The 19,976-nt window shown below is 57.1% G+C and carries 15 protein-coding genes; 12 read left to right on the top strand and 3 right to left on the bottom strand.

The annotated features are described in order from the left end of the window. Window positions 1–34 precede the first annotated feature (34 nt). Window positions 35–874: a hypothetical protein gene (locus IEW09_RS11985; RefSeq protein WP_188554473.1), complete on the bottom strand. Its 840-nt coding sequence runs from the start codon at window positions 872–874 to the stop codon at window positions 35–37. Window positions 875–1,480: 606 nt separating this feature from the next. On the opposite strand from IEW09_RS11985, the gene IEW09_RS11980 reads away from it, so the two are divergent. From IEW09_RS11980 to IEW09_RS11945, 8 genes are all read left to right on the top strand, one after another. Next, a complete protein-coding gene (locus tag IEW09_RS11980; protein ID WP_188554472.1) occupies window positions 1,481–3,274 on the top strand; it encodes a NirA family protein in 1,794 nt (597 codons plus the stop codon). Beyond that, window positions 3,271–5,082, top strand: coding sequence for a diflavin oxidoreductase (locus IEW09_RS11975; RefSeq protein WP_229739269.1), 1,812 nt, complete (start codon window positions 3,271–3,273; stop codon window positions 5,080–5,082). Before IEW09_RS11980 ends, IEW09_RS11975 begins: the two co-directional genes overlap by 4 nt. Before the next feature lie 51 nt (window positions 5,083–5,133). Beyond that, window positions 5,134–6,780 (top strand): DmsC/YnfH family molybdoenzyme membrane anchor subunit, encoded by a 1,647-nt coding sequence (locus tag IEW09_RS11970; protein WP_188554471.1) that lies wholly within the window; start codon window positions 5,134–5,136, stop codon window positions 6,778–6,780. Then, on the top strand, window positions 6,780–8,957 hold the full coding sequence (locus tag IEW09_RS11965) for a molybdopterin oxidoreductase family protein (protein WP_188554470.1): 2,178 nt from the start codon (window positions 6,780–6,782) through the stop codon (window positions 8,955–8,957). Before IEW09_RS11970 ends, IEW09_RS11965 begins: the two co-directional genes overlap by 1 nt. A gap of 115 nt (window positions 8,958–9,072) precedes the next feature. Beyond that, on the top strand, window positions 9,073–10,308 hold the full coding sequence (locus IEW09_RS11960; RefSeq protein ID WP_188554469.1) for a nitrate/nitrite transporter: 1,236 nt from the start codon (window positions 9,073–9,075) through the stop codon (window positions 10,306–10,308). A 251-nt stretch (window positions 10,309–10,559) separates the two neighbouring features. After that, window positions 10,560–11,687 (top strand): transporter family protein, encoded by a 1,128-nt coding sequence (locus IEW09_RS11955; protein ID WP_188554468.1) that lies wholly within the window; start codon window positions 10,560–10,562, stop codon window positions 11,685–11,687. Between the two features lie 63 nt (window positions 11,688–11,750). Further along, window positions 11,751–12,281 (top strand): TlpA family protein disulfide reductase, encoded by a 531-nt coding sequence (locus IEW09_RS11950; RefSeq protein WP_229739268.1) that lies wholly within the window; start codon window positions 11,751–11,753, stop codon window positions 12,279–12,281. 97 nt (window positions 12,282–12,378) lie between these two features. Next, on the top strand, window positions 12,379–13,548 hold the full coding sequence (locus IEW09_RS11945; protein WP_188554467.1) for a pyridoxal phosphate-dependent aminotransferase: 1,170 nt from the start codon (window positions 12,379–12,381) through the stop codon (window positions 13,546–13,548). Between the two features lie 18 nt (window positions 13,549–13,566). Here IEW09_RS11945 and IEW09_RS11940 read toward each other — a convergent pair whose 3' ends face one another. Both IEW09_RS11940 and IEW09_RS11935 read right to left on the bottom strand, forming a co-directional pair. Continuing rightward, window positions 13,567–15,825 (bottom strand): glycoside hydrolase family 31 protein, encoded by a 2,259-nt coding sequence (locus tag IEW09_RS11940; protein WP_229739388.1) that lies wholly within the window; start codon window positions 15,823–15,825, stop codon window positions 13,567–13,569. Window positions 15,826–16,205: 380 nt separating this feature from the next. Beyond that, a complete protein-coding gene (locus IEW09_RS11935; RefSeq protein ID WP_188554465.1) occupies window positions 16,206–17,081 on the bottom strand; it encodes an alpha/beta fold hydrolase in 876 nt (291 codons plus the stop codon). A 236-nt stretch (window positions 17,082–17,317) separates the two neighbouring features. Here IEW09_RS11935 and IEW09_RS11930 point away from each other — a divergent pair, with 236 nt between their 5' ends. The 4 genes from IEW09_RS11930 to IEW09_RS11915 all read left to right on the top strand — a co-directional run bounded on the left by IEW09_RS11930 (window position 17,318) and on the right by IEW09_RS11915 (window position 19,934). Then, window positions 17,318–17,896: a CGNR zinc finger domain-containing protein gene (locus tag IEW09_RS11930; protein ID WP_188554464.1), complete on the top strand. Its 579-nt coding sequence runs from the start codon at window positions 17,318–17,320 to the stop codon at window positions 17,894–17,896. 72 nt (window positions 17,897–17,968) lie between these two features. Next, a complete protein-coding gene (locus IEW09_RS11925) occupies window positions 17,969–18,469 on the top strand; it encodes a VOC family protein (RefSeq protein ID WP_188554463.1) in 501 nt (166 codons plus the stop codon). Window positions 18,470–18,694: 225 nt separating this feature from the next. After that, window positions 18,695–19,393: a DUF5343 domain-containing protein gene (locus tag IEW09_RS11920; RefSeq protein WP_188554462.1), complete on the top strand. Its 699-nt coding sequence runs from the start codon at window positions 18,695–18,697 to the stop codon at window positions 19,391–19,393. 34 nt (window positions 19,394–19,427) lie between these two features. After that, window positions 19,428–19,934: a TIGR02391 family protein gene (locus IEW09_RS11915; protein ID WP_188554461.1), complete on the top strand. Its 507-nt coding sequence runs from the start codon at window positions 19,428–19,430 to the stop codon at window positions 19,932–19,934. Window positions 19,935–19,976: the final 42 nt, after the last annotated feature.

The raw sequence follows: 19,976 nt of genomic DNA, 5'->3' as shown, positions 1-19,976 counted from the left end.
TCACAGAGCCGCCAACAAAATCGCCCTGACCGTTCTAGAAAGTTACTCGCCCGGTAAGCACAAGCCCGTGGTCATAGGAATGGTAAGTAGAAGTCGCAATCTGCATACCTCCTCCAAGCACCAAACCCAGCCTGCTTCTGGGATCTTTACCCAACTTGATCTTGCTCACCATCAGTCCAGGAGTTACAAATGTCTGGTTCTTCCCATTATTCGGCCCGAGATGGAAGAAGCTCGAATTCACCTCCACTTCAGGCCAGAAGATCTTCGCCACCTGGTACTGCGCGACCGTGTTCCACACAATCGTCCTTCCAATCGTGTGAATCGAGCCTACCGGCAAAGTCCCTCCCAGGCTCGATTGCACGTCGAACCGTCCAAACCCTTTACCTAGAATCAATGTCGGATTGATCGTCGTTCTCGCAGTCCCGTTTTTATAGCTTCCAGTCGCGCCCGTAGCTGCCACCTGAAATGCAGTCGAGTAGTTTCCTCGCTCCGCTCCTCCCGCAAACGGACGATACTTCACCACCATCGAGAAGTCCCCGGCCCCATCAATTGCCTTTGGAGTGTTGTGCTCAATATATGGCGGCAGGTTCACATCCACCTCTGTCTTGTAATACGGAATGAAGTTAAAACCCTTGCTATTGCCATAGTTCCACGTCGAAGTGTGGGTCGAGGTCCATTGATGCAGCACATCGATACGCGCCAGTTGCACAATGCCCGACGTCGGAGTTACAACAGGCACGGCCCAGCCCGGCTGCTGCGATGACGTCTTCCGCACGCGATCCTGCCACTTCGTGAAGAAGCTATCCTGCGCAACAGCCAGTGCTCCAGACAACGCTTGTACGGAAAATAGAACGGCTAAAAGAACACGTTTCATGGAGCTCCCCCTTGTAAGTGCCACAGTTGGGTACTTCGAATGAAGAGTGGCCCTCGTCGAGGCTCGCGGCCATAGAGACAGAAATGCGTCCGGCTCGATAGTCGTGGCTTGACGCGGGAATTTAGTGTTGTTTGCTCAGGCGTAGAGCAGAAGTGTCCCACCGAATCGGGATAATCGACACATCAAGGTGTCACGGAGCGATTAGAGCTGTGGGAGCTGTTACCAGTTTTGTAACATCGCAGCTCTGGCGGAACAATAAACGAGCGGCCGTATAACAAAAACTTCTACTGCACATCAAACTTTGTTTGCAGCTTGTAATTCACTGTTACTTCTCTTGCACTCACGCAAAGCTCGCAGTAGTATCAATTTCATCGAATGCCATTCAGCCCGACCTGGATGGCCGAAGAAGTTCAGCCCGGCACCATGCTGTGTCCCGGCTCCCCTCTTATTCATCGTTTCATGCTCCTTGACGAGCCTTGAATCCATCGCACTGTGAGTTATCTCACCGCGATGTTTATCTGGCCCGCATCTGGCTGCACCCAATCCAGATTGCGCTTCAGGATCTTCCGGCATGCACCAGTCGCAAGACCGTAAAGGAGATTCAGCATGGAATCGCAAGTCACCACCACTTTGATCGACACGCCGGGCTTCTCCCTCGCGCAGCAGCAGTATCTACAAGGCTTCTTCGCCGGCGTAGCGCAACGCGGTGTCGTCATGCCCTTCGTCGGGCACACCATCGGCGGACAGATCACCAACAATCCCGCCTCCGGCCTCGTCAACCAGGCTGCCGAAGAGGCCGAGCCCACATGGTTCGGCACGCCTCTCTCCGACCTCTGCAAAGAAGAACATTGGAAGCAGGAAGAGAACGCGCTCGATATCTGGGACAAGCTCGTCGCACACGCCAACGAAGACAAGGCCCCTGCGCCGGATGATCTCTTCCGCTTCAAATTCCACGGCCTCTTCTACGTCGCTCCCGCGCAGGACTCCTTCATGCTCCGCATGCGCGTTCCTGGCGGCATCCTCAGCTCGCACCAGCTTCGCGGCCTCGCGCAGATGGCCGCCGACTGGGGCTCAGGACGCGCCGATCTCACCACGCGCAGCAACCTCCAGATACGCGAGTTGCAGCCCAAAAACATCGTCCGCGTCCTCTCGAAGATTCAGGACCTCGGCATGACCTCGCGCGGATCGGGCGCAGACAATATTCGCAACATCACCGCATCCCCCATCACCGGCATCGACCCGCACGAGCTCTATGACGTAGCGCCGCTCGCCGACGCGCTCAACCGCTACATCCTCAACTCGCGCGATATGTACGGCCTGCCACGCAAGTTCAACGTTGCCTTCGACAACGGTGGCGCCATCAGCGTCGTCGCCGACACCAACGACATCGGCTTCGTCGCCGTCGAGATCAAAGAAGGCCACGGTATCCCCGCCGGCATCTACTTCCGCGTGCTGCTCTGCGGCATCACCGGCCACAAGCAATTCGCCACCGACTGCGGCCTGCTCCTTCGCCCCGACCAAACCGTCGCCGTTGCCGCAGCCATGATCCGCGTCTTCGCCGAGCACGGCGACCGCACCGACCGCAAGAAAGCGCGCCTCAAGTACCTCATCGACAAATGGGGCGTCGAAAAATTCATCGGCAAGACCGAGAAGCTTCTCGCCTTCCCTCTTATCCGCGTTCCCGCGTCTGCCTCCGAACCGCGCAAACCCATCGACCGCGCCGGACACATCGGCGTGCACGCGCAATCGCAGCCCGACCTCAACTACATTGGCGTCGCTGTTCCCGTCGGTCGCCTACCCGTCGATCAAATGCTCGCCTTGGCAAACATCGCAGAGACCTATGGCACCGGCGATCTTCGCCTCACCGTCTGGCAGAACCTCATCATCCCCAACATCCCCACGGCAAAGCTCGAAGCCGCAAAGACAGCAATCCTCGCAGCAGGCCTCGCCTTCGAAGCAGGCACCGTCCTCAGCGGAACTGTAGCCTGCACCGGCAACAAAGGATGCCGCTTCGCCGCCAGCGATACCAAGTCGCACGCCGTCGCACTCGCCACGATGCTCGACAGCCGCTTCAACATCATGCAGCCCGTCAATCTGCACGTCACCGGCTGCCCTCACTCCTGCGCCCAACACTACATCGGCGACATCGGTCTCATGGGTGTCAAAGTTGGCGGCGAAGAAGGCTACCAGGTCGTCATCGGCGGCGGCTCCGATCAAGACCAAGGCATCGGCCGCGAGCTCATCTCTGCTATCAAGTTCAGCGACCTGCCGCCAGTCATGGAGCAGCTCTTCCACTCCTACACCACGCAACGCAACCCGGAAGAATCCTTCCTCGACTTCACGCGCCGTCATTCCATCACCGAACTGCAATCGTTCTGCGCAACCCAGGAGCTCGTATGACAACGCAATCCGCCAGCCCCTTGACCCTCGTACCCTATATCCCTGACAACGCGCCTTTCAATGACGATCAGCGCGCATGGCTCAACGGCTTCCTCGCTGGAATCTTCTCTTCAGCGCAGCCCGCCATCGCCACAGAGGCGCCGCTGTCCTTGAAGATCGCAGTCCTCTATGCCTCGCAGTCCGGCACAGCCGAAGGCCTCGCACGCAAAGTCGCGAAAGACCTCAAATCTAAAGGTCACATTGCCTCGCTCATCTCGCTCGAAGGCTACACGCCCGCCGCGCTCGCCGAAGAGCGCTACGCCATCCTCATCGCCAGCACCTATGGCGACGGCGACGCGCCCGATGCAGTCAAGCCTTTCTACGAAAGCCTCTGCATCGAGCACTTCCCTCGCTATCAGGATCTCTCCTACGCTGTGCTCGCCCTCGGCGATTCGCACTACGAGCACTTCTGCAAATTCGGCATCGACCTCGACAACAAACTCGACTCGCTCGGAGCCGTCCGCCTTCACGACCGTGTCGATTGCGATGTCGATCTCGATGATGCCTTCACAAGCTGGAAGCAGGGACTCTACTCCCGCCTCGAATCCATCGTCTCCACACGCCCGGCCAAAAACACGCCATCGCCTTCAGCAAAAATCATCGCACCAACACCAAAGACCATCTCGAGCGAAACCAGCACCTCCGCCTACACGCGCGAGAACCCATTCCTCGCGCCTCTGGTAGACAAACATCCGCTCACTCGCGAAGTCTCAAGCAAACTCACCATGCACATGGCCTTCTCCATCGCCGACTCAAACCTCAAGTACGAGGCCGGAGATGCATGCGGCGTCGTTCCGCAAAATGATGATCAACTCGTCGATGACATTATCACCATGCTGAACTTCAGCCCCCAGGCCCCGGTACAGCTTCCTAAGTCCGGCACCACGACACTGATTGATGCACTCACCAATCACCTCCAGATCACTCGCCTCACGCGCAAGATGATCGAGGCCTACGCCACCATCGGCAACTGCAAGCCGCTCTTCGGCCTGCTCGTTCCCGAGCAGCAGGCACACCTCGAAAAATATACCTATGACCGCGGCCTGATCGATCTTCTTCACGACTACCCCGGCGTCCTGCACAACCCCGCGGACCTCGTCGCTATGCTTCCCAAGCTCGCGCCACGCCTCTACTCCATCTCGTCGAGTCCCTATGCGCATGCTGGTGAAATCCACACCACGGTGGCCGTCGTTCGCTATCGCTCTCACAATCGCGAGCGCGGCGGCGTCTGCTCCACCCTGCTCGCCGACCGCACCAACACAGGCGAACGGCGCGCCATCTACATACAGCCAAACAAAAAATTTCGCCTGCCTCAACAGTCCGACGCGCCCATCATTATGATTGGCCCCGGCACTGGAATCGCACCGTTCCGCGCTTTTCTGCACCAGCGCCGCGCGCTCTCCGCCACCGGAAAAAACTGGCTCTTCTTCGGCGAGCGCAGCGCCGCTACCGACTTTCTCTACCGCGATGAGCTTGAGTCCATGCTCAGCGACAAACACCTCACTCACCTCGATCTCGCCTTCTCCCGCGACCAAGACCACAAGGTCTACGTACAGGACAAGATGCTCGAGCAAGCTCCTCGCTTCTGGTCATGGCTGCAGGATGGAGCCAGCATCTACGTCTGCGGTGACGCAGCCCGCATGGCCAAAGACGTCGATGCCACACTTCACAGCATCGTCGCCAAACAGGGCAACCTCGACGCAGAGGCCGCAGCCGAATATGTGCAGACATTGAAAGACGATCACCGCTACCACCGCGACGTCTACTAAACGTTCGCGGCAGCAATCGCCCCATCACCACCTTATGAAAGGAGGGCATCCGTGTCTCTACCACTACAAGAACTCGCAGAGTCCGCCACCGCCGAATCCATCGTGCGCATGACCTTCGCCGACCTCGGCCAGCCCTCCATACCAGCGGCTTCCTCGGCAACCGTTGTCACATCGCTCATCCCCACACGCGCGCTCGAAGCCGGAGAACAATACCGCTTCCACTTCGACATGACCAAGTGCATCGGCTGCCGCTCCTGCGAGATCGCCTGCAACGAGCAGAACGGCAACCCCGCCGACATTCGCTGGCGCCGCATCGGCGAGATCGAGGGCGGCACCTACCCCGACACGCATCGCCACTATCTCTCGATGGGCTGCAACCACTGCCTCAACGCCGAGTGCATCAAAGGCTGCCCGGTCGAGGCCTATACGAAGGATCCCGTCACCGGCATCGTCCTTCACTCCGCGACGGCCTGCATCGGCTGCCAATACTGCGTGTGGAACTGCCCTTACTCCGTGCCGCAGTTCAATCCGGAGCGTGGCGTCGTAGGCAAATGCGACATGTGCCACGGTCGTCTCACCGACGGACGCGAACCAGCTTGCGTCAACTCCTGCCCCGAAGCCGCCATCGAGATCGAGATCGTCGACACCACAGCATGGCGCATCGATTATGCTGCCGCCGAATCTCCCGGCATGCCCGCTGCCGGACACACCATCTCCACCACGCGCATCACGCTCCCACCTGACACCACAGCAAAGCTCGAGCGCGTCGACATTGGCCGCATCCAGCCTGAACACGCTCATCTCTCGCTCGTCTTTATGACGACGCTCATTCAGTCCGTCACCGGTTCGCTCATCTTTGCTCTGCTCTTCCGGGCAGCGCAACCGATGCTGCTCACCATCCTGCTCGCCATCACCAGCATCGCGCTCAACATCTCCGTCTTCCACCTCGGCCGTCCCGCCTACGCATGGCGAGCGCTAAAGATGTGGCACCGCTCCTGGCTCAGCCGCGAGGTCCTCCTCTTCGGCCTCTTCTTCGGCGCGATTGCAACCTTCACCTTCACCACATGGCTGTTCACGCCATCCATCGCAGCGATCCTGCACAGCTCATTGTTGCAGCACATACAAACGTTCCTGTTTGCCACACAATTACTCACAGCCATCGGCTGGACAGCCGTCCTCTTCGGCGTCGCAGGCACCATCGCCAGTGCCTTCATCTATCTCGTTCCCGCACGTCCCGCGTGGAACATGATTCATACGCCCATCGACTTTATCCTCAGCAGCCTGCTCATTGGTACAACGCTTCCAGTCACACTTAACTGGATCATTAAAACTCTCAACCGCATTTCGCTACTGCATCCACTCCACCTGCAAACCATCAATACCTTTCCCGCGTGGCTCACAGCTATCGCAGCGATTCCGTGGATGACCAACCACGCCATCCGCCTCATCCGCCTCAACCGCTCCAGACTCTTTGAGGAGCGAGCCACCGCCGAACTCCTCGGCACGCAAAATTTTCGCTCTGCGGTCATCGTCACCTTCGCTCTCGCCGCAGCCGCAAGCGTTCTCTCCTTCTGCGGAGCCTTCGTCTTCGCTACCGTCGCTACCTTCGCCGCGGTCCTCATCGCCCGCTACCTCTTCTTCGTCTCCGTCGTTCCGCTCAACATGGCGCTCACCTTCACTCGCGGAGGCTCACACTAATGTTGAAGCGAATCCGCCGAGCCCTCGGCATCGACACCCTCCAATCCAAGTACACCTTCCAGCGCGACCCACGCGTCGGCCACATCTCCTCCAGTCGCGTCGCCGACAAGTGGATCAAAACCACCTGCGGCTACTGCTCTGTCGGCTGCGGCATCGTCGTCGGTGTTCGCGACAATAAAGCCGTCACCGTCCGCGGCAATCCCGATCACCCCGTCAACTGCGGCAAGCTCTGCCCCAAGGGCCTTAGCGAGCACCACATCCTCGACGCCCCCGGCCGCGCCAAACAGCCGCTCCTGCGCAAAGACGGCAAGCTCGTTCCCGTCTCCTGGGAAGAAGCTCTCACCGTCATGATCGAAAAGATCTCCGCCGTCCAGCAGAAATACGGCAACGACTCCCTCGGCGTCATCAGCACCGGCCAGCTCGTCACCGAAGAGTTCTACACTCTCGGCAAGCTCGTGCAGCTAGGCTTCGGCAGCCGCAACTACGATGGCAACACCACACTCTGCATGGCCTCCGCCGTCTCCGGTTACAAGCTCACCTTCGGCAGCGACGGCCCACCCGGTTCCTACGCCGACATGGAGACCGCCGACCTCATCCTGCTCATCGGCGCCAACATCGCCGACAACCACCCCATCCTCTGCCAGCGCCTCGAACGCAATCGCCAACGCAACGCCAACTCCACCGTCATCGTCGTCGACCCACGCGTCACAAAAACCGCCATGATGGCCGACATTCATCTCCCCATCAAGCCACGCGGCGACATCGCTCTCCTCAACGGCATCGCACACATTCTCATCCGCGACGGCCTCATCAACCGCGACTACATCGACCAGCACACCACAGGCTTCGAAGAACTCACCGCCTTCGTCGCCGACTTCACGCCGCAACACGTCGCCGAAGTCACCGGCCTCAGCGAAGAAAGCATCCTCAGCACCGCTCACCTCTACGGCAAAGCAAAAGCCGCCTTCATCGGCTGGACCATGGGCGTCAACCACTCCACGCAAGGCGCAGCCACCGTCACCGCCATCAACAACCTCGCGCTCATCACAGGCAACATCGGTCGCGCCGGAGCCGCACCCTTCTCCATCACCGGCCAATGCAACGCCATGGGCAGCCGCGAGAGCAGCTTCACCTCGGCCCTTCCGGGCTACCGCAAATTCGAGAAGGCACACGACCGCGAAGAGCTCGCCGGCATCTGGAACATCGACGCCACCCGCATCCCCACATCACGCGGCCTTGCCTATCCTGACATCATCGAAGCCGCCGTCGCTGGAAAAGTCAAAGCCCTCTGGTTCATCGCCACCAACCCCGCCGTCTCTTTTCCCAACTATCCTCTCCTCAAGCAAGCCCTCGAGAGCGTCGACTTCCTCGTCGTGCAAGACGGCTTCCACCCCACACCCACCAGCGAGTTCGCACACCTCGTTCTACCTGCCGCCATCTGGGGAGAAAAAGAAGGCACTTACACCAACTCCGAACGCCGCGTCAGCAAAGTCAATCCCGTCGTCACACCTCCCGGCCTCGCCCGCACCGACTTCGACATCTTCATAGCCCTCGCCGAAAAGCTCGGCGTGAAAGAAGAGCTCTTCCCCGGCTGGACATCAACTCACGACGCCTTCAAAGAATGGCAGCGAGTCTCCGAAGGCCGCATGTGCGACTACAGCAAATTCACATGGCAGCAGTTAGAAGACGAAGGCGGCGCACAGTGGGGCGGCGAGCGCCTCTACGCCGACGGCATCTTCCCCACCGCCACCGGCAAAGCCCAACTCTATAGCGTTCCTTGCTTACCCTTCGTCGAGCAGCCCAACGAAGAGTACAACCTCATCTTCAACACCGGCCGCACCGTCGAACACTGGCACACCCGCACCAAGACCGCCGAAGTAGAGATGCTCAACACCATGGTTCCCAACGCATGGCTTGAGATGAACCCCGTCGACGCGGCCAAGCTTGAACTCCGCCCACACGATCGCGTCAACGTCGTCTCGCGCCGCAGCACTGTCCGCAACGTTGAACTGCGCATCACCGGCATCGTCGCACCCGGCCAGGTCTTCATGCCCTTCCACTTCGCGGAGTCCAACTCCAACCTCGTTACCCTCGGCGCCTTCGATCCCATCTCGCGCGAACCCAACTTTAAGCAGTGCGCTGTCCGGGTAGAAAAGTTTTTCAAAACACTGAAGTAAAAATCTCGGCCAAGCCGCCGAATGCAAAACCAACACCACGGTTGAACCCCGACGTTCACCTCGCACCAGATGACCAATTGAATCACTCACACTCATCTCTTCAGGGGAGCTATCCATGGCAAATCTAAAAACATTCATGAAGTCCGGACATCCACCAACTCTCCTCGCGGCCTTCCTCTACTTCGACTTCAGCTTCGCCGTCTGGGTTCTCAACGGAGCCATGGGCCCCTTCATCTCCGAGCAGTTCCATCTCTCCCAGGGCCAGGTCGGCCTCATGGTCTCCGTCCCCACGCTCGCCGGAGCCTTCATGCGCTTTCCGCTCGGCGTCGTCTCGCAATACATCGGCAGAAAAAACGCAGCCATCATCGAGATGTCGGCCATCGTCATCGCCCTTCTCTACGGCTTCTTCTTCGTCAAGACCTTCCACGACGTCCTCGCCATGGGCGTCCTGCTCGGCATCGCCGGAGCCAGCTTCGGCGTTGCGCTATCGCTGGGCTCAGGCTGGTTCCCCAAGCAATACAAAGGTCTCGCTATGGGCATCGCCGGAGCAGGCAACAGCGGCACCGCCGTGGCCGCACTCTTCGCTCCGCGCCTCGCCACCCACTACGGCTGGCAGCACGTCTACGGCTTCGCCGCGGCGATGATGCTGCTCCCCCTCATCGTCATGATCGTCTTCGCCAAAGAGCCACCAGACATCGAGCACCAGAGTCTCAGCGACCATCTCAAGTGCCTCTGGGAAAAAGACGGCTGGGCCTTCAATCTCGTCTACATCATCACCTTCGGCGGCTTCATCGGCCTCGCCACATTCCTGCCATCATTCTTCGTCAAGCAATTTCACGTAACTAAAATTCAGGCCGGAAGCCTCACCGTCCTCGCCACGCTCACAGGCAGTGCAACCCGCGTCCTGGGCGGCTGGTTCGCCGACCGCATCGGCGGAATCACCACACTCTCTGTCGTCTTCCTCATCGTTATCGCCGGACTCTTCGGCCTCATCGCGTCGCCCTCGCTGCTCATCACCACGCTGCTCTTCATGCTCTGCTTCGCCGCTCTCGGCGCGGGCAACGGAGCTACCTTCCAACTCGTTCCTCTTCGCTGGCCACTCACCACGGCAGTTGCCGGAGGCATGATCGGAGAGGTCGGCGCGCTCGGTGGCGGCATCCTGCCCAACCTCCTCGGTCAGTCCAAACAACACACCGGCTCCTACTCCACTGGCTTCATCGCCTATGCCACAATGGCGTTCCTTATCCTCATCCTGTTGCGTGTCGTCTCTCGCCAATGGATGAAGACATGGGTCGGCGCAGGCGGTCGCGCACTCCCAGACAACAAAGCCATCGTGATGGCTGCCGATTAATCACCCTCGCGCGGGCCCGCCTTCGCATCTGCGGAGACAGGCCCGCGCAGCCTGCTCTCTCCATCCATAGGATGAGTTAAAGGTACGACTTTGTCTCGATGTGTTTGCTCGACAGAGTTCCTATACTCGTCCGAACAGTTCCAACAGAAAACAAGCGTGTCCCAAAACATGAGCTGTGGTGTGCCATCGCACCTGTCATCGGCGCCCTCTGTTGTTGCAACTGATTTGAAAGATGATGGAGGCGAAACACCTTGAAACAAGCTAAGCAAAAGCATACCTGCGATCGCAAGGACAGAAAAACCAAACAGAAGACATTAAGAGTCTCTTTAGCATTAGGAATTGCGATTCTCATCACTCCGCTGTTGACAACCCATGCATGGTCACAGGGTTGCATTCTCGCACGCTCGCCGGAACAGTCGGGGTTGCCGACCGGTGAAGGCGGCGTTCTTCAACCCGGCCACTTCGAGATCACCATCGGCGAGCGTCATCAGTTCTCCTACCAGCACTACGTCGGCGATGTGTATCAGGAGTATCGCGCACAGGCAAAGACACAGGTCGAGAACAGGATCAATCTGGTCACAGCCAATCTGACCTACCAGATCAGCCCACGCATCAGCGTCGAGATCGATGCCCCCTGGCTGTTCGCAACGCGCAAGAGCCAAAGCTCGCCCATCAAGTACTCCGCAACCGGACTGGGTGACACCATCCTCGGTGTCAACGGCTGGATATGGAAGCCGACCACGCCGCATCGCGGCAATCTCTCCGGCGGCATCGGAGTCATGATGCCAACCGGCAACGACGACGTGCAAAATACGGTGAACAGTAATACCACCGGCGTCGGTCCAGTCGTCGAAACTACAGCGCCCGTCGATTACTCCATTCAGCCAGGCAGCGGCGGCTGGGGGATGGTGATGCAATGGATGGGATACAGAAAGATCGGCTCTTCGCTCACCTTCTACACCGACGGCGACTACATCGCAACGCAGGGTGGAACCAACGGCGTACAGCGTTCGAGCAGCACAACAACCCCATTGAACAACTACGTTGCGATATCGGATCAATATCTGATGGAAGCGGGACTCCTGTTTCCCGTGAGCCGCGTAAAGGGACTTGGCATTATGCTTGGGCCGCGCGATGAAGGCGTCCCGGCAAAAAATCTCTTTCCCAATAGCAACGCAGGCTTTCGCCGCCCGGGATACGCCGTGACGTTTGGCCCCGGCGCGCAGTATGTGCGTGGTTCAAACATCCTCACCGCAAGTATCTATAAGGCCGTACGGCGCGATCGCACCGTCAGCTATCCCGATTCTGTATATGGATCGCACGGCGATGCGGCCTTTGCGCAGTATGTCTGGCTCGCCAGCGTAACCCATCGCTTCTAAACGCTCTCAATCACAATCAATCCCTGCCGCAACGCGGCAGGGACAACCACGAAGAGAAGCCACATGATGCATAAACATAAACTCATAACCATCGCCTCAATAATGCTCTGCTGCCTGGTGGCTACGGCATACGCTAAACGCGCTCCCAACCTCGAAGCTAAAAATCTTTCAGGCACAACCGAAAAAATTGCCTCTCTACGCGGCTCGATAGCCGTCATCAACTTCTGGGCTACATGGTGCGGCCCTTGCAGAGAAGAGATGCCGCGGCTCGCGAAGCTGAAAGACGAATACTCTGCCAACAGCGTTCGCTTTATAGCAATCTCAGTCGACGAGCCCAAGAACAGAGCCAAGATCGAACCCTTCCTCAAAGCCCAGAATATTGATCTGGATGTCTGGGTCGGCGGAGACCTCGACATGCTCGAGCGCGCCGGACTAGGCAACGTGCTCCCTGCCACACTCATCATCGATCAGCAAGGCGAGATCATCGGCCGCATCATGGGCGAAGCCAAAGATGAAGACATCAAGAGCCGTCTCGACTGGCTTCTGCACGGACGCCAAGGGCCCGCACCCGATCCACTGCTGAAGCGTTACTAAATAAAACAGGCCCAGCCAAAAGCTGGGCTTGCTCTTTTCACCAACAATATTTTGAAGATACCCACCAGCGGCCATTTGCAGTATCCTGCAAACGTCCATGCCATCGACCACATCCAATCTCCGCGTCAGCCAGATCTCCCCTCTCATCTTCCAGTCCGAAATCCGCTCCATGTCCGTCGAGTGCGACCGCGTCGGTGGCATCAACCTCGCGCAAGGCATCTGCGATACCGACCTTCCCGACTCCGTAGCCGATCAGGCCATCGAAGCCATTCGTACCGGCCAGAACATCTACACGCGCCTCGACGGCATCGCCCCTCTGCGCCAGGCCATCGCCGCAAAACTCCTGCGCCATAACAAAATCGCAGCCGACCCCGACTCCGAGATCCTCGTCACCTCCGGCGCAACCGGAGCCCTCTACGCCGCCAGCCTCGCTCTCCTCAATCCCGGCGACGAGGTCATCCTCTTCGAGCCCTTCTACGGCTATCACGTCAGCGGCCTGCTCTCCATGCGCGTGAAACCCGTCATCGTCCCGCTCGCACCGCCAGACTGGCAGCTCAATCTCGACACCCTCCGCCAAAGCATCACGCCGCGCACTCGCGCCATCATCCTCAACACGCCATCCAACCCGTCCGGCAAAGTCTTCAGCGCAGCCGAACTACAAGCCGTTGCCGATCTCGCCATCGAACACGATCTCTTCGTCATCACCGACGAGATCTACGAGTACTTCCTCTTCGACGGCGCTCGTCACATCAGCATCGCAACCCTGCCGGGCATGGCCGAGCGCACCATCACCATCTCCGGTCTCTCCAAAACCTTCAGCATCACCGGCTGGCGCGTCGGCTACCTCACCGCCAGCGCAAAGTGGATACCCTCCATCGGTTACTTTCACGACCTCACCTACGTCTGCAGCCCCGCGCCCCTGCAATACGGTAGCGTCGCCGGACTCACCCAGCTCTCCGAATCCTTCTACGAAAGCCTCTCCACCGAGTACCAACAAAAACGCGACCAGCTCTGCCAGGCACTCACCGACGCCGGACTCCCGCCATCCATCCCCGCCGGAGCCTACTACATCCTCGCCGACGTCAGCCGCCTTCCCGGCGACACCGCGCAGAAGAAAGCACGCAACCTGCTCGCCGCCACCGGTGTAGCCGCCGTAGCCGGAACCGCTTTCTTCGCCGAAGGCCGAGGCGAAAACACTCTCCGCTTCTGCTTCGGCAAAAAACCCGAAGCCCTCGACCGCGCCTGCGAAGCACTAAGAAGCCTGTAACGAAATAGCAGCAACCAACTACTTCCCTACCACCTCAACAATCTCCGCATCCGGTTTCGTCCACGCCTTCGCACCCGTCGAACTCAGCTTGCTGCTAGCATCCGACCAATGCAGATGAGCAATCTCATCCTTGCCCTTCTCATAGTCATAGGTCGTTCCATCGTCGCTGTATAGGTTGAAGTCGCCATCCGCACCCGGATACACACGAACCTTCGCGATCTTCTGCACTTCGTTCGTGCTCTCCACGGCTTCACCCAGCGGCACAATCGAGCCCGCCCGCACAAACAGCGGCAGCGTATCGATCGGCGCAGCCACCGTCACGCGCTGTCCGCCATGCAGCCGCTCATTGGTCCAGAAGTTATACCAGTCCGTTCCCGCAGGCAGATAGACCGAGCGCGTCGTCGCTCCCTGCTCCGTCACTGGAGCCACCAGAAACGCCGGTCCAAACATGTACTCATCGCCAATGTTCGCGACCTTCTCGTCGTTCGAAAAGTCCATGAACAACCCGCGCATAAACGGCGCGCCCGTCTCATGCGTCATATAACCCAGCGAGTAGATATAAGGCATCAGCTCATAGCGGAGCCGCAGATACTTCTCCAGTATCGGCTCCGCCTGCTTGCCATATGACCAGACCTCGTTGTGGTTACGGCTGCCATGGCTACGGAAGTTCGGCTGAAACGCTCCATACTCAAACCACCGCGTATAAAGCTCAGGATAGTCGTCATAGTGGCCCACATTGTCCCGCGCATCCGAAGGATCGAGCAGCGGAGGATGCTCCGGCGTATGCGAACCCGGCAGGTACTGCCAACCACCAATGTCCGTGCTCCAGTAAGGCATACCCGAAGCCACAAAATTAATTCCCGTAGGTACCTGCCGCTTCAACGTGTCCCAGTTCGGCGAGATATCCGAAGACCAGAAGATCGCACCATTATGCTGCGCTCCCAGATAAGCATCACGCGAAAGAATCAACGCCCGCGATTTCAGGTCTTGACGAAACCCGTTATAAAACGCAGCCGTATGAAACAGCGGATAGACGTTGAAGTACTCCGTTCCCGGCCCAACATGGAAGTAGCTTCCATTCGGCGGCAGGTCCGGCTCCGTCTCATCCGCCCAGAACGCATCGAAGCCCTTGCTCACAAAGTTGTCGCGAACCGTGTCCCAATACCACTTCGCCGCATCCGGATTCGTCGTATCAATGTCCGACCCCGCACGATCATAGGGCAATCCATTCGTAGGCGTTCCATCCGCCAGATGCTCGAACCATCCGTTCTTCAAAATCATGTCGTAGAATCGCGACCCTGGAACGAAACGCGGCCATATGCTGATCATGCTGTGAAATCCCATCTGGTGTAGCTCACGATTCATCGCCGTCGGATCAGGCCACTTCGCCGGGTCCATATCCATCTGGCCCATCTTTGTGTAATAGAACCAGTCGATCACCATCACATCCGCAGGCAGATGCCGCTCGCGATATCCCTTCGCCACATCCAGCACCTCTTGCTGCGACGTGTACCGCTGCTTGCACTGGATATAGCCATAGGCCGACTTAGGCAGCATCGGCGTCGAACCCGTCAGCAGCCTGTACCCCTCATAGATCTCGTCATACGTCTTGCCCGCGATCACAAAAAACGAAACCCGCTGCCCCACATCCGAGGTCCAGCGCGTCTGGTCGTTGAAGCCGAACGCCACCGTCGTCCGCGAAGGATTGTCCCACATCAACCCATAGCCATAATTTGTAACCACAAAAGGAACACAAACGCTCTGCCCCGCAGGCGCGTTGTAATCGTGCGCACAGCGAACAACGTGCCCGCGCCGGTCCATATATCCTTCCTGGTTCTGACCCAGCCCGTAGTAATGCTCGTCCTTGGGCGAATGGAACGAAGCCCCTACCTGAAAAAATTCATGGTCCGTCGGTCGCCGATCGTAAAGAATATCCGCATTACCATCCTTATGGTTCGGCACCGACATCTGCCATCCCTGCATGCTCAAAATCGGCTTACCATCCGGCGTCTTGAACGAAATCCCCACCCCAGGCGTCGAGCCATTAAAAAACTTCGCAATATCGGCAGCCGTCCCGGTAGGAGTCCAATGACCGCTCTTACCAACCGTCACCACCATGCGATCAGACTTAAAGACATCGCCGCTCGTGCCGCTCTCCTGCGACCAACCCGCAGCAGAAGGGCTGGCCGTAATGCCATAGCCCGGAGCGCTGACAGCGTCAGCTTTATTCAAGCTCAAAGTGACGCGCACAATATTTGGCGCATAAGGCTCCAGCATCACCGTCGCGTCGCCACGACTCAGCACCACCTTCTCCTGCGCTTCGGTTCTGGCTCCAACCAGCGTCAGCAGACAAAGAACAGTGCACCAAATGGGAAGAGTCTTTCTTGTGCGCAAAGCGCTCGGCAGCAATTGCATGGTTTTAATTTAGCCTTCCATTGCGATTCGGGGAATAAATCGTTTTAGTGGAATGGAGCAATCAATGTCAAACTCAAGCTTCGAACCCCAACAAAAACCCATCCATATCAACCCAATCAAACAATAAGCGGGTGTCCCATGTCCCGTTTCTGGGACATGGGTTTCAATTGCCGCACCCTTCATGCGATCAGACTCCAAAATCTGATCGTCACTAATGCACCACGCTTAAAGGAAGCTGCGACTTAAACCGCAACCTTAGCAAGAAACTGCCGCATAGCTACAGAGATCTCCTCAACATGACTCTCCAAAGCAAAGTGGCCCGTGTCCAGAAACTGTACCGTCGCATTCGGAATATCACGCTTGAAAGCCTCTGCCCCCGGCGGAATAAAGAAAGGATCGTTCTTACCCCAGACCGCCAGCAGCGGCGGCTGCGACTTGCGGAAGTACTCCTGAAAAGCCGGATAGAGCTTCACATTATTTGCATAGTCGAGAAAGAGGTCCAGTTGAATGTCCGCGTTGCCAGGACGACTTATCAAAGCCGTATCGAGCGTATAACCCTCAGGCGCAATCGCCGCAGGATCGGGCGTGCCGTGCGTGTACTGAAAGCGAATGCCTTCAAGGCTAAGAACCTCGCGCAATGCCTCACGATTTTCCGGGGTAGGACTGCTCCAGTATCTCCGGATAGGAGCCCACGCATCGCCCAGGCCATCTTCGTAGGCGTTGCCGTTCTGCGAGATGATCGCTGTGACTCGTTCAGGGTGCGCCATGGCAAGGCGAAGGCCGGTAGGTGCCCCATAATCAAAGATATAGAGCGCATAGCGTTTCAGGCCGAGCGCTTCGGTAAATGCTTCAACTGTCTTGGCGAGCGAGTCGAAGTTATACTTATAGTTGCGGTTAGCGGGAATTTCGGTGAAGCCGAAGCCGGGGAGGTCGGGGGCGATGACTCGGTACTTGTCGGCGAGGCGCGGGATCAGCTCGCGATATTGGAAGGAAGATGTGGGGAAGCCGTGTAATAACAATACGATAGGGGCGTCGGCGGGGCCTGCTTCGCGATAGAAGACGTTGACGCCATCGGCTTGGACACGGTGAATTGTTGTGAGGGGAATATTGGAGCTCATGTCTTTTCCTTTCATGGTTTTACGAGGGTAAGATTGCGCAAAAGATGCGGGGGCTGCAGTGGCAAAAGCAGCGGCTTGCGCGAGGAAGGTGCGGCGGTTCATTAAGGCGCTCCTTGAGGTGGATAATCGGCCCATGTAACCACTAAAACGACATTTTACCGGTTACATTCAATATGATGTAACCGGTAAAACAAAGTTACACTGGTTACATAAAAATTTGAGGAGTTTTGACGAGCATGCCAAAGAATATTGAACCCAAGGGGAAAGAATTTCTCATGCTGGCCGATCACCCGGCGCTGGATTTTCTCAATACGGAGGCTCGTATCAATGGCGAGCTCGTTGATTTTCTTGAGAGCGACGATGCTGTTCTGCGCTGGCTCGCCCGCGCAGGCTGGCCTGCGAGAAAGATTACCGTGAAGTATGAGCGGAATGAGCTATTAGAGCTTGCACGTGCTCTGCGCTTGTCCATTCGCAACTCAGTAGCGAGTCGCAAAGAAGGAAACTCTAACTGCGACGTCATGAATATCTTTCTCTCCAGTGCTCACAGTCATCTGAAGCTGCTCTCCGAGAGCGATGGGAGTCTTCGTCTCGAACGGCAATGGAATCCAGCGAGCCTTATGGAGGTATTAGGACCGCTGTCGGAGTCTGCCGCCGAGCTGCTGGTAAACGGAGATATGGAGAAGGTTAAACACTGCGAGGGTACCGACTGCGTTCTCTGGTTCTACGACGGCACTCGCGCTCACAGTCGCCGATGGTGCAGCATGGCTACGTGCGGCACGCGCAATAAGGTAGCTGCGTTTCGTCAGCGCGAATAGGCCCTGTAGATTTCGGCGCGGAGTTGCGAGCTATTCTTCGGTTCCTTGCGACGGAGCAATCATCTAAAGAACATGAGCGAAGCCAGTATTCATGCAGGAACGCGGATTGGGCATGTCCATCTGAAAGTGGCCGATCTGGAACGGTCGCTGAAGTTTTATTGCGGTGTGCTTGGGTTTGAGCTGACGCAGCGATTCGGCAACTCTGCCGCGTTTATCTCTGCAGGCGGATATCACCATCACATCGGACTGAATACATGGGAGAGCGCAGGCGGGGCTGCTCCGGCACCGGGTACAACGGGGCTTTATCATCTGGCAATTGTGTATCCGACGCAGGCTGCGCTGGCGGATGCTTTGCAGCGGCTGATGAAGGCTGGCGTCCCTCTCGATGGCGCAGCGGACCATGGTGTGAGCGAGGCGCTGTATCTGCGCGATCCGGATGGGAATGGGGTGGAGTTGTATTGGGATCGTCCGCGTGAAGAGTGGCCGAGAAGTGCAGATGGCGAACTGGCGATGTTTACACGACCGCTGGATTTGAAGGCGTTGTTGGCGTCTGCTGATGAAATGGGACACTGACTTGTCACTCTGAGCGAAGTATCGGGATAAGACAACGTAGGATCGCGCGCTCGCGGACAAATAATTACAGTCTCACCCTTCCCAAATGCGCGAAGGGTTGGGCACCCAATTGAGGGTGACCCACCAGCCACGAAACGAGAATGCCATCCTCCTGCCACCTAAGGGATCAGCTGTCTGCTAACATCCTTTTGTTCCTTCAAATTAGAGTTTTTCGAAAGGCTACTAATGGCTGAGAAAGTTCGATTTCCTCAAATACCTGGCACTGTTTGGTGGGGGGTTCGTGCCATTCTTAATAAGACGCCGAATGCAACCGTAAATGAGCGATTTTTGAGTGTTCAGCTTGGAGTCCAGGAGGTTGCTGCGAAGCAATATATATCTGAACTCCAATCCGCCGGTATTCTAAACGAGGACAATAAAGCCACTCCCCTTGCAAATAAATGGAGACTCGACAGCTCTTATAACGCGGCTATAGGTGAATTGATGGATGCTGTGTACCCTGAGGGGCTTCGTCATGTGGCACCTTATGGCGAAGGTGATCGTCAGAAAGCCGTAAATTGGTTTCAACAGGAAGGGCTCGGAGAAGGTTCAGCAAGAAACAGAGCGGCTACATATTTTCTGTTAGGAACAAGTAATCCGAATGAAGCGCCGCCCTCTCGCGGATCAGCAACGCGTAATTCAAGCGAGGAATCTTCCGCAACCGACTCTAGGAAACGCATCACCAAACTCGTCCCAAAAACGAAGGCCAATCAGTTGCCATCCACAACCGAATTGTCGAGAACATCGAGTCGCGGAAAGGGCATGCCAGACACGATTCCGTTAAACGTGAATGTGCAAATACACATTAGCGCTGATGCAAGTACAGAACAGATTGAGTCGATTTTTTCTGCGATGAGGCGTTACCTGTATGACAAGCCGAATAGTTGATTCGTTAAAGAGATTTCAGGAGTACATCATTGAGGTGGGACTGGCCAGATCAGTTCTGGCGTTACCTGCGCCGAGAATGTTGGTACTTCCGTCTTCAACAAGTGACGATTCTGGATCGAATAATGTGTTTGCAATTACGGTCACCGAGCCTGAAATAGAAGCTGTATCTCGCGACCTATTTGCTTCAGGTCACTATTCTTTATCAGTACAGGAAGCGTACAAAGCTGTAGATAAGTTTATTGGTGAAAAGTGCAAACAATCCTTGACTGGCACATCACTAATGGATCGTGCGTTCAGTCCAAATTCTCCACTTCTTGCATGGACAGACCGGGTGAGCAAGTCGGAGCAGGATGAGCAAATGGGTTATCAACGACTGTATTCTGGCGCGATGCTCGGCATTCGTAATCCAGTCACTCATGAATTCAATTGGATCGACGACCAAGAAGTAGCATTAGAACTTTTAGTCTTCGCTCAACATTTGCTTAGAAAGGCGAAAGCTTCTCGTATTGAGGCGGATTATCTGGCAGCTTCTAAGCCTTAGCAAAACAAAAGGGCGGACTCTTTCGAGTCCGCCCTTGGTGTT

The organism is Edaphobacter dinghuensis (assembly GCF_014640335.1).
Classification (GTDB): Bacteria; Acidobacteriota; Terriglobia; order Terriglobales; family Acidobacteriaceae; genus Edaphobacter; species Edaphobacter dinghuensis.
Note: the sequence above shows the minus strand (reverse complement) of the source record. Positions and strands in the feature narration are given on the sequence as shown.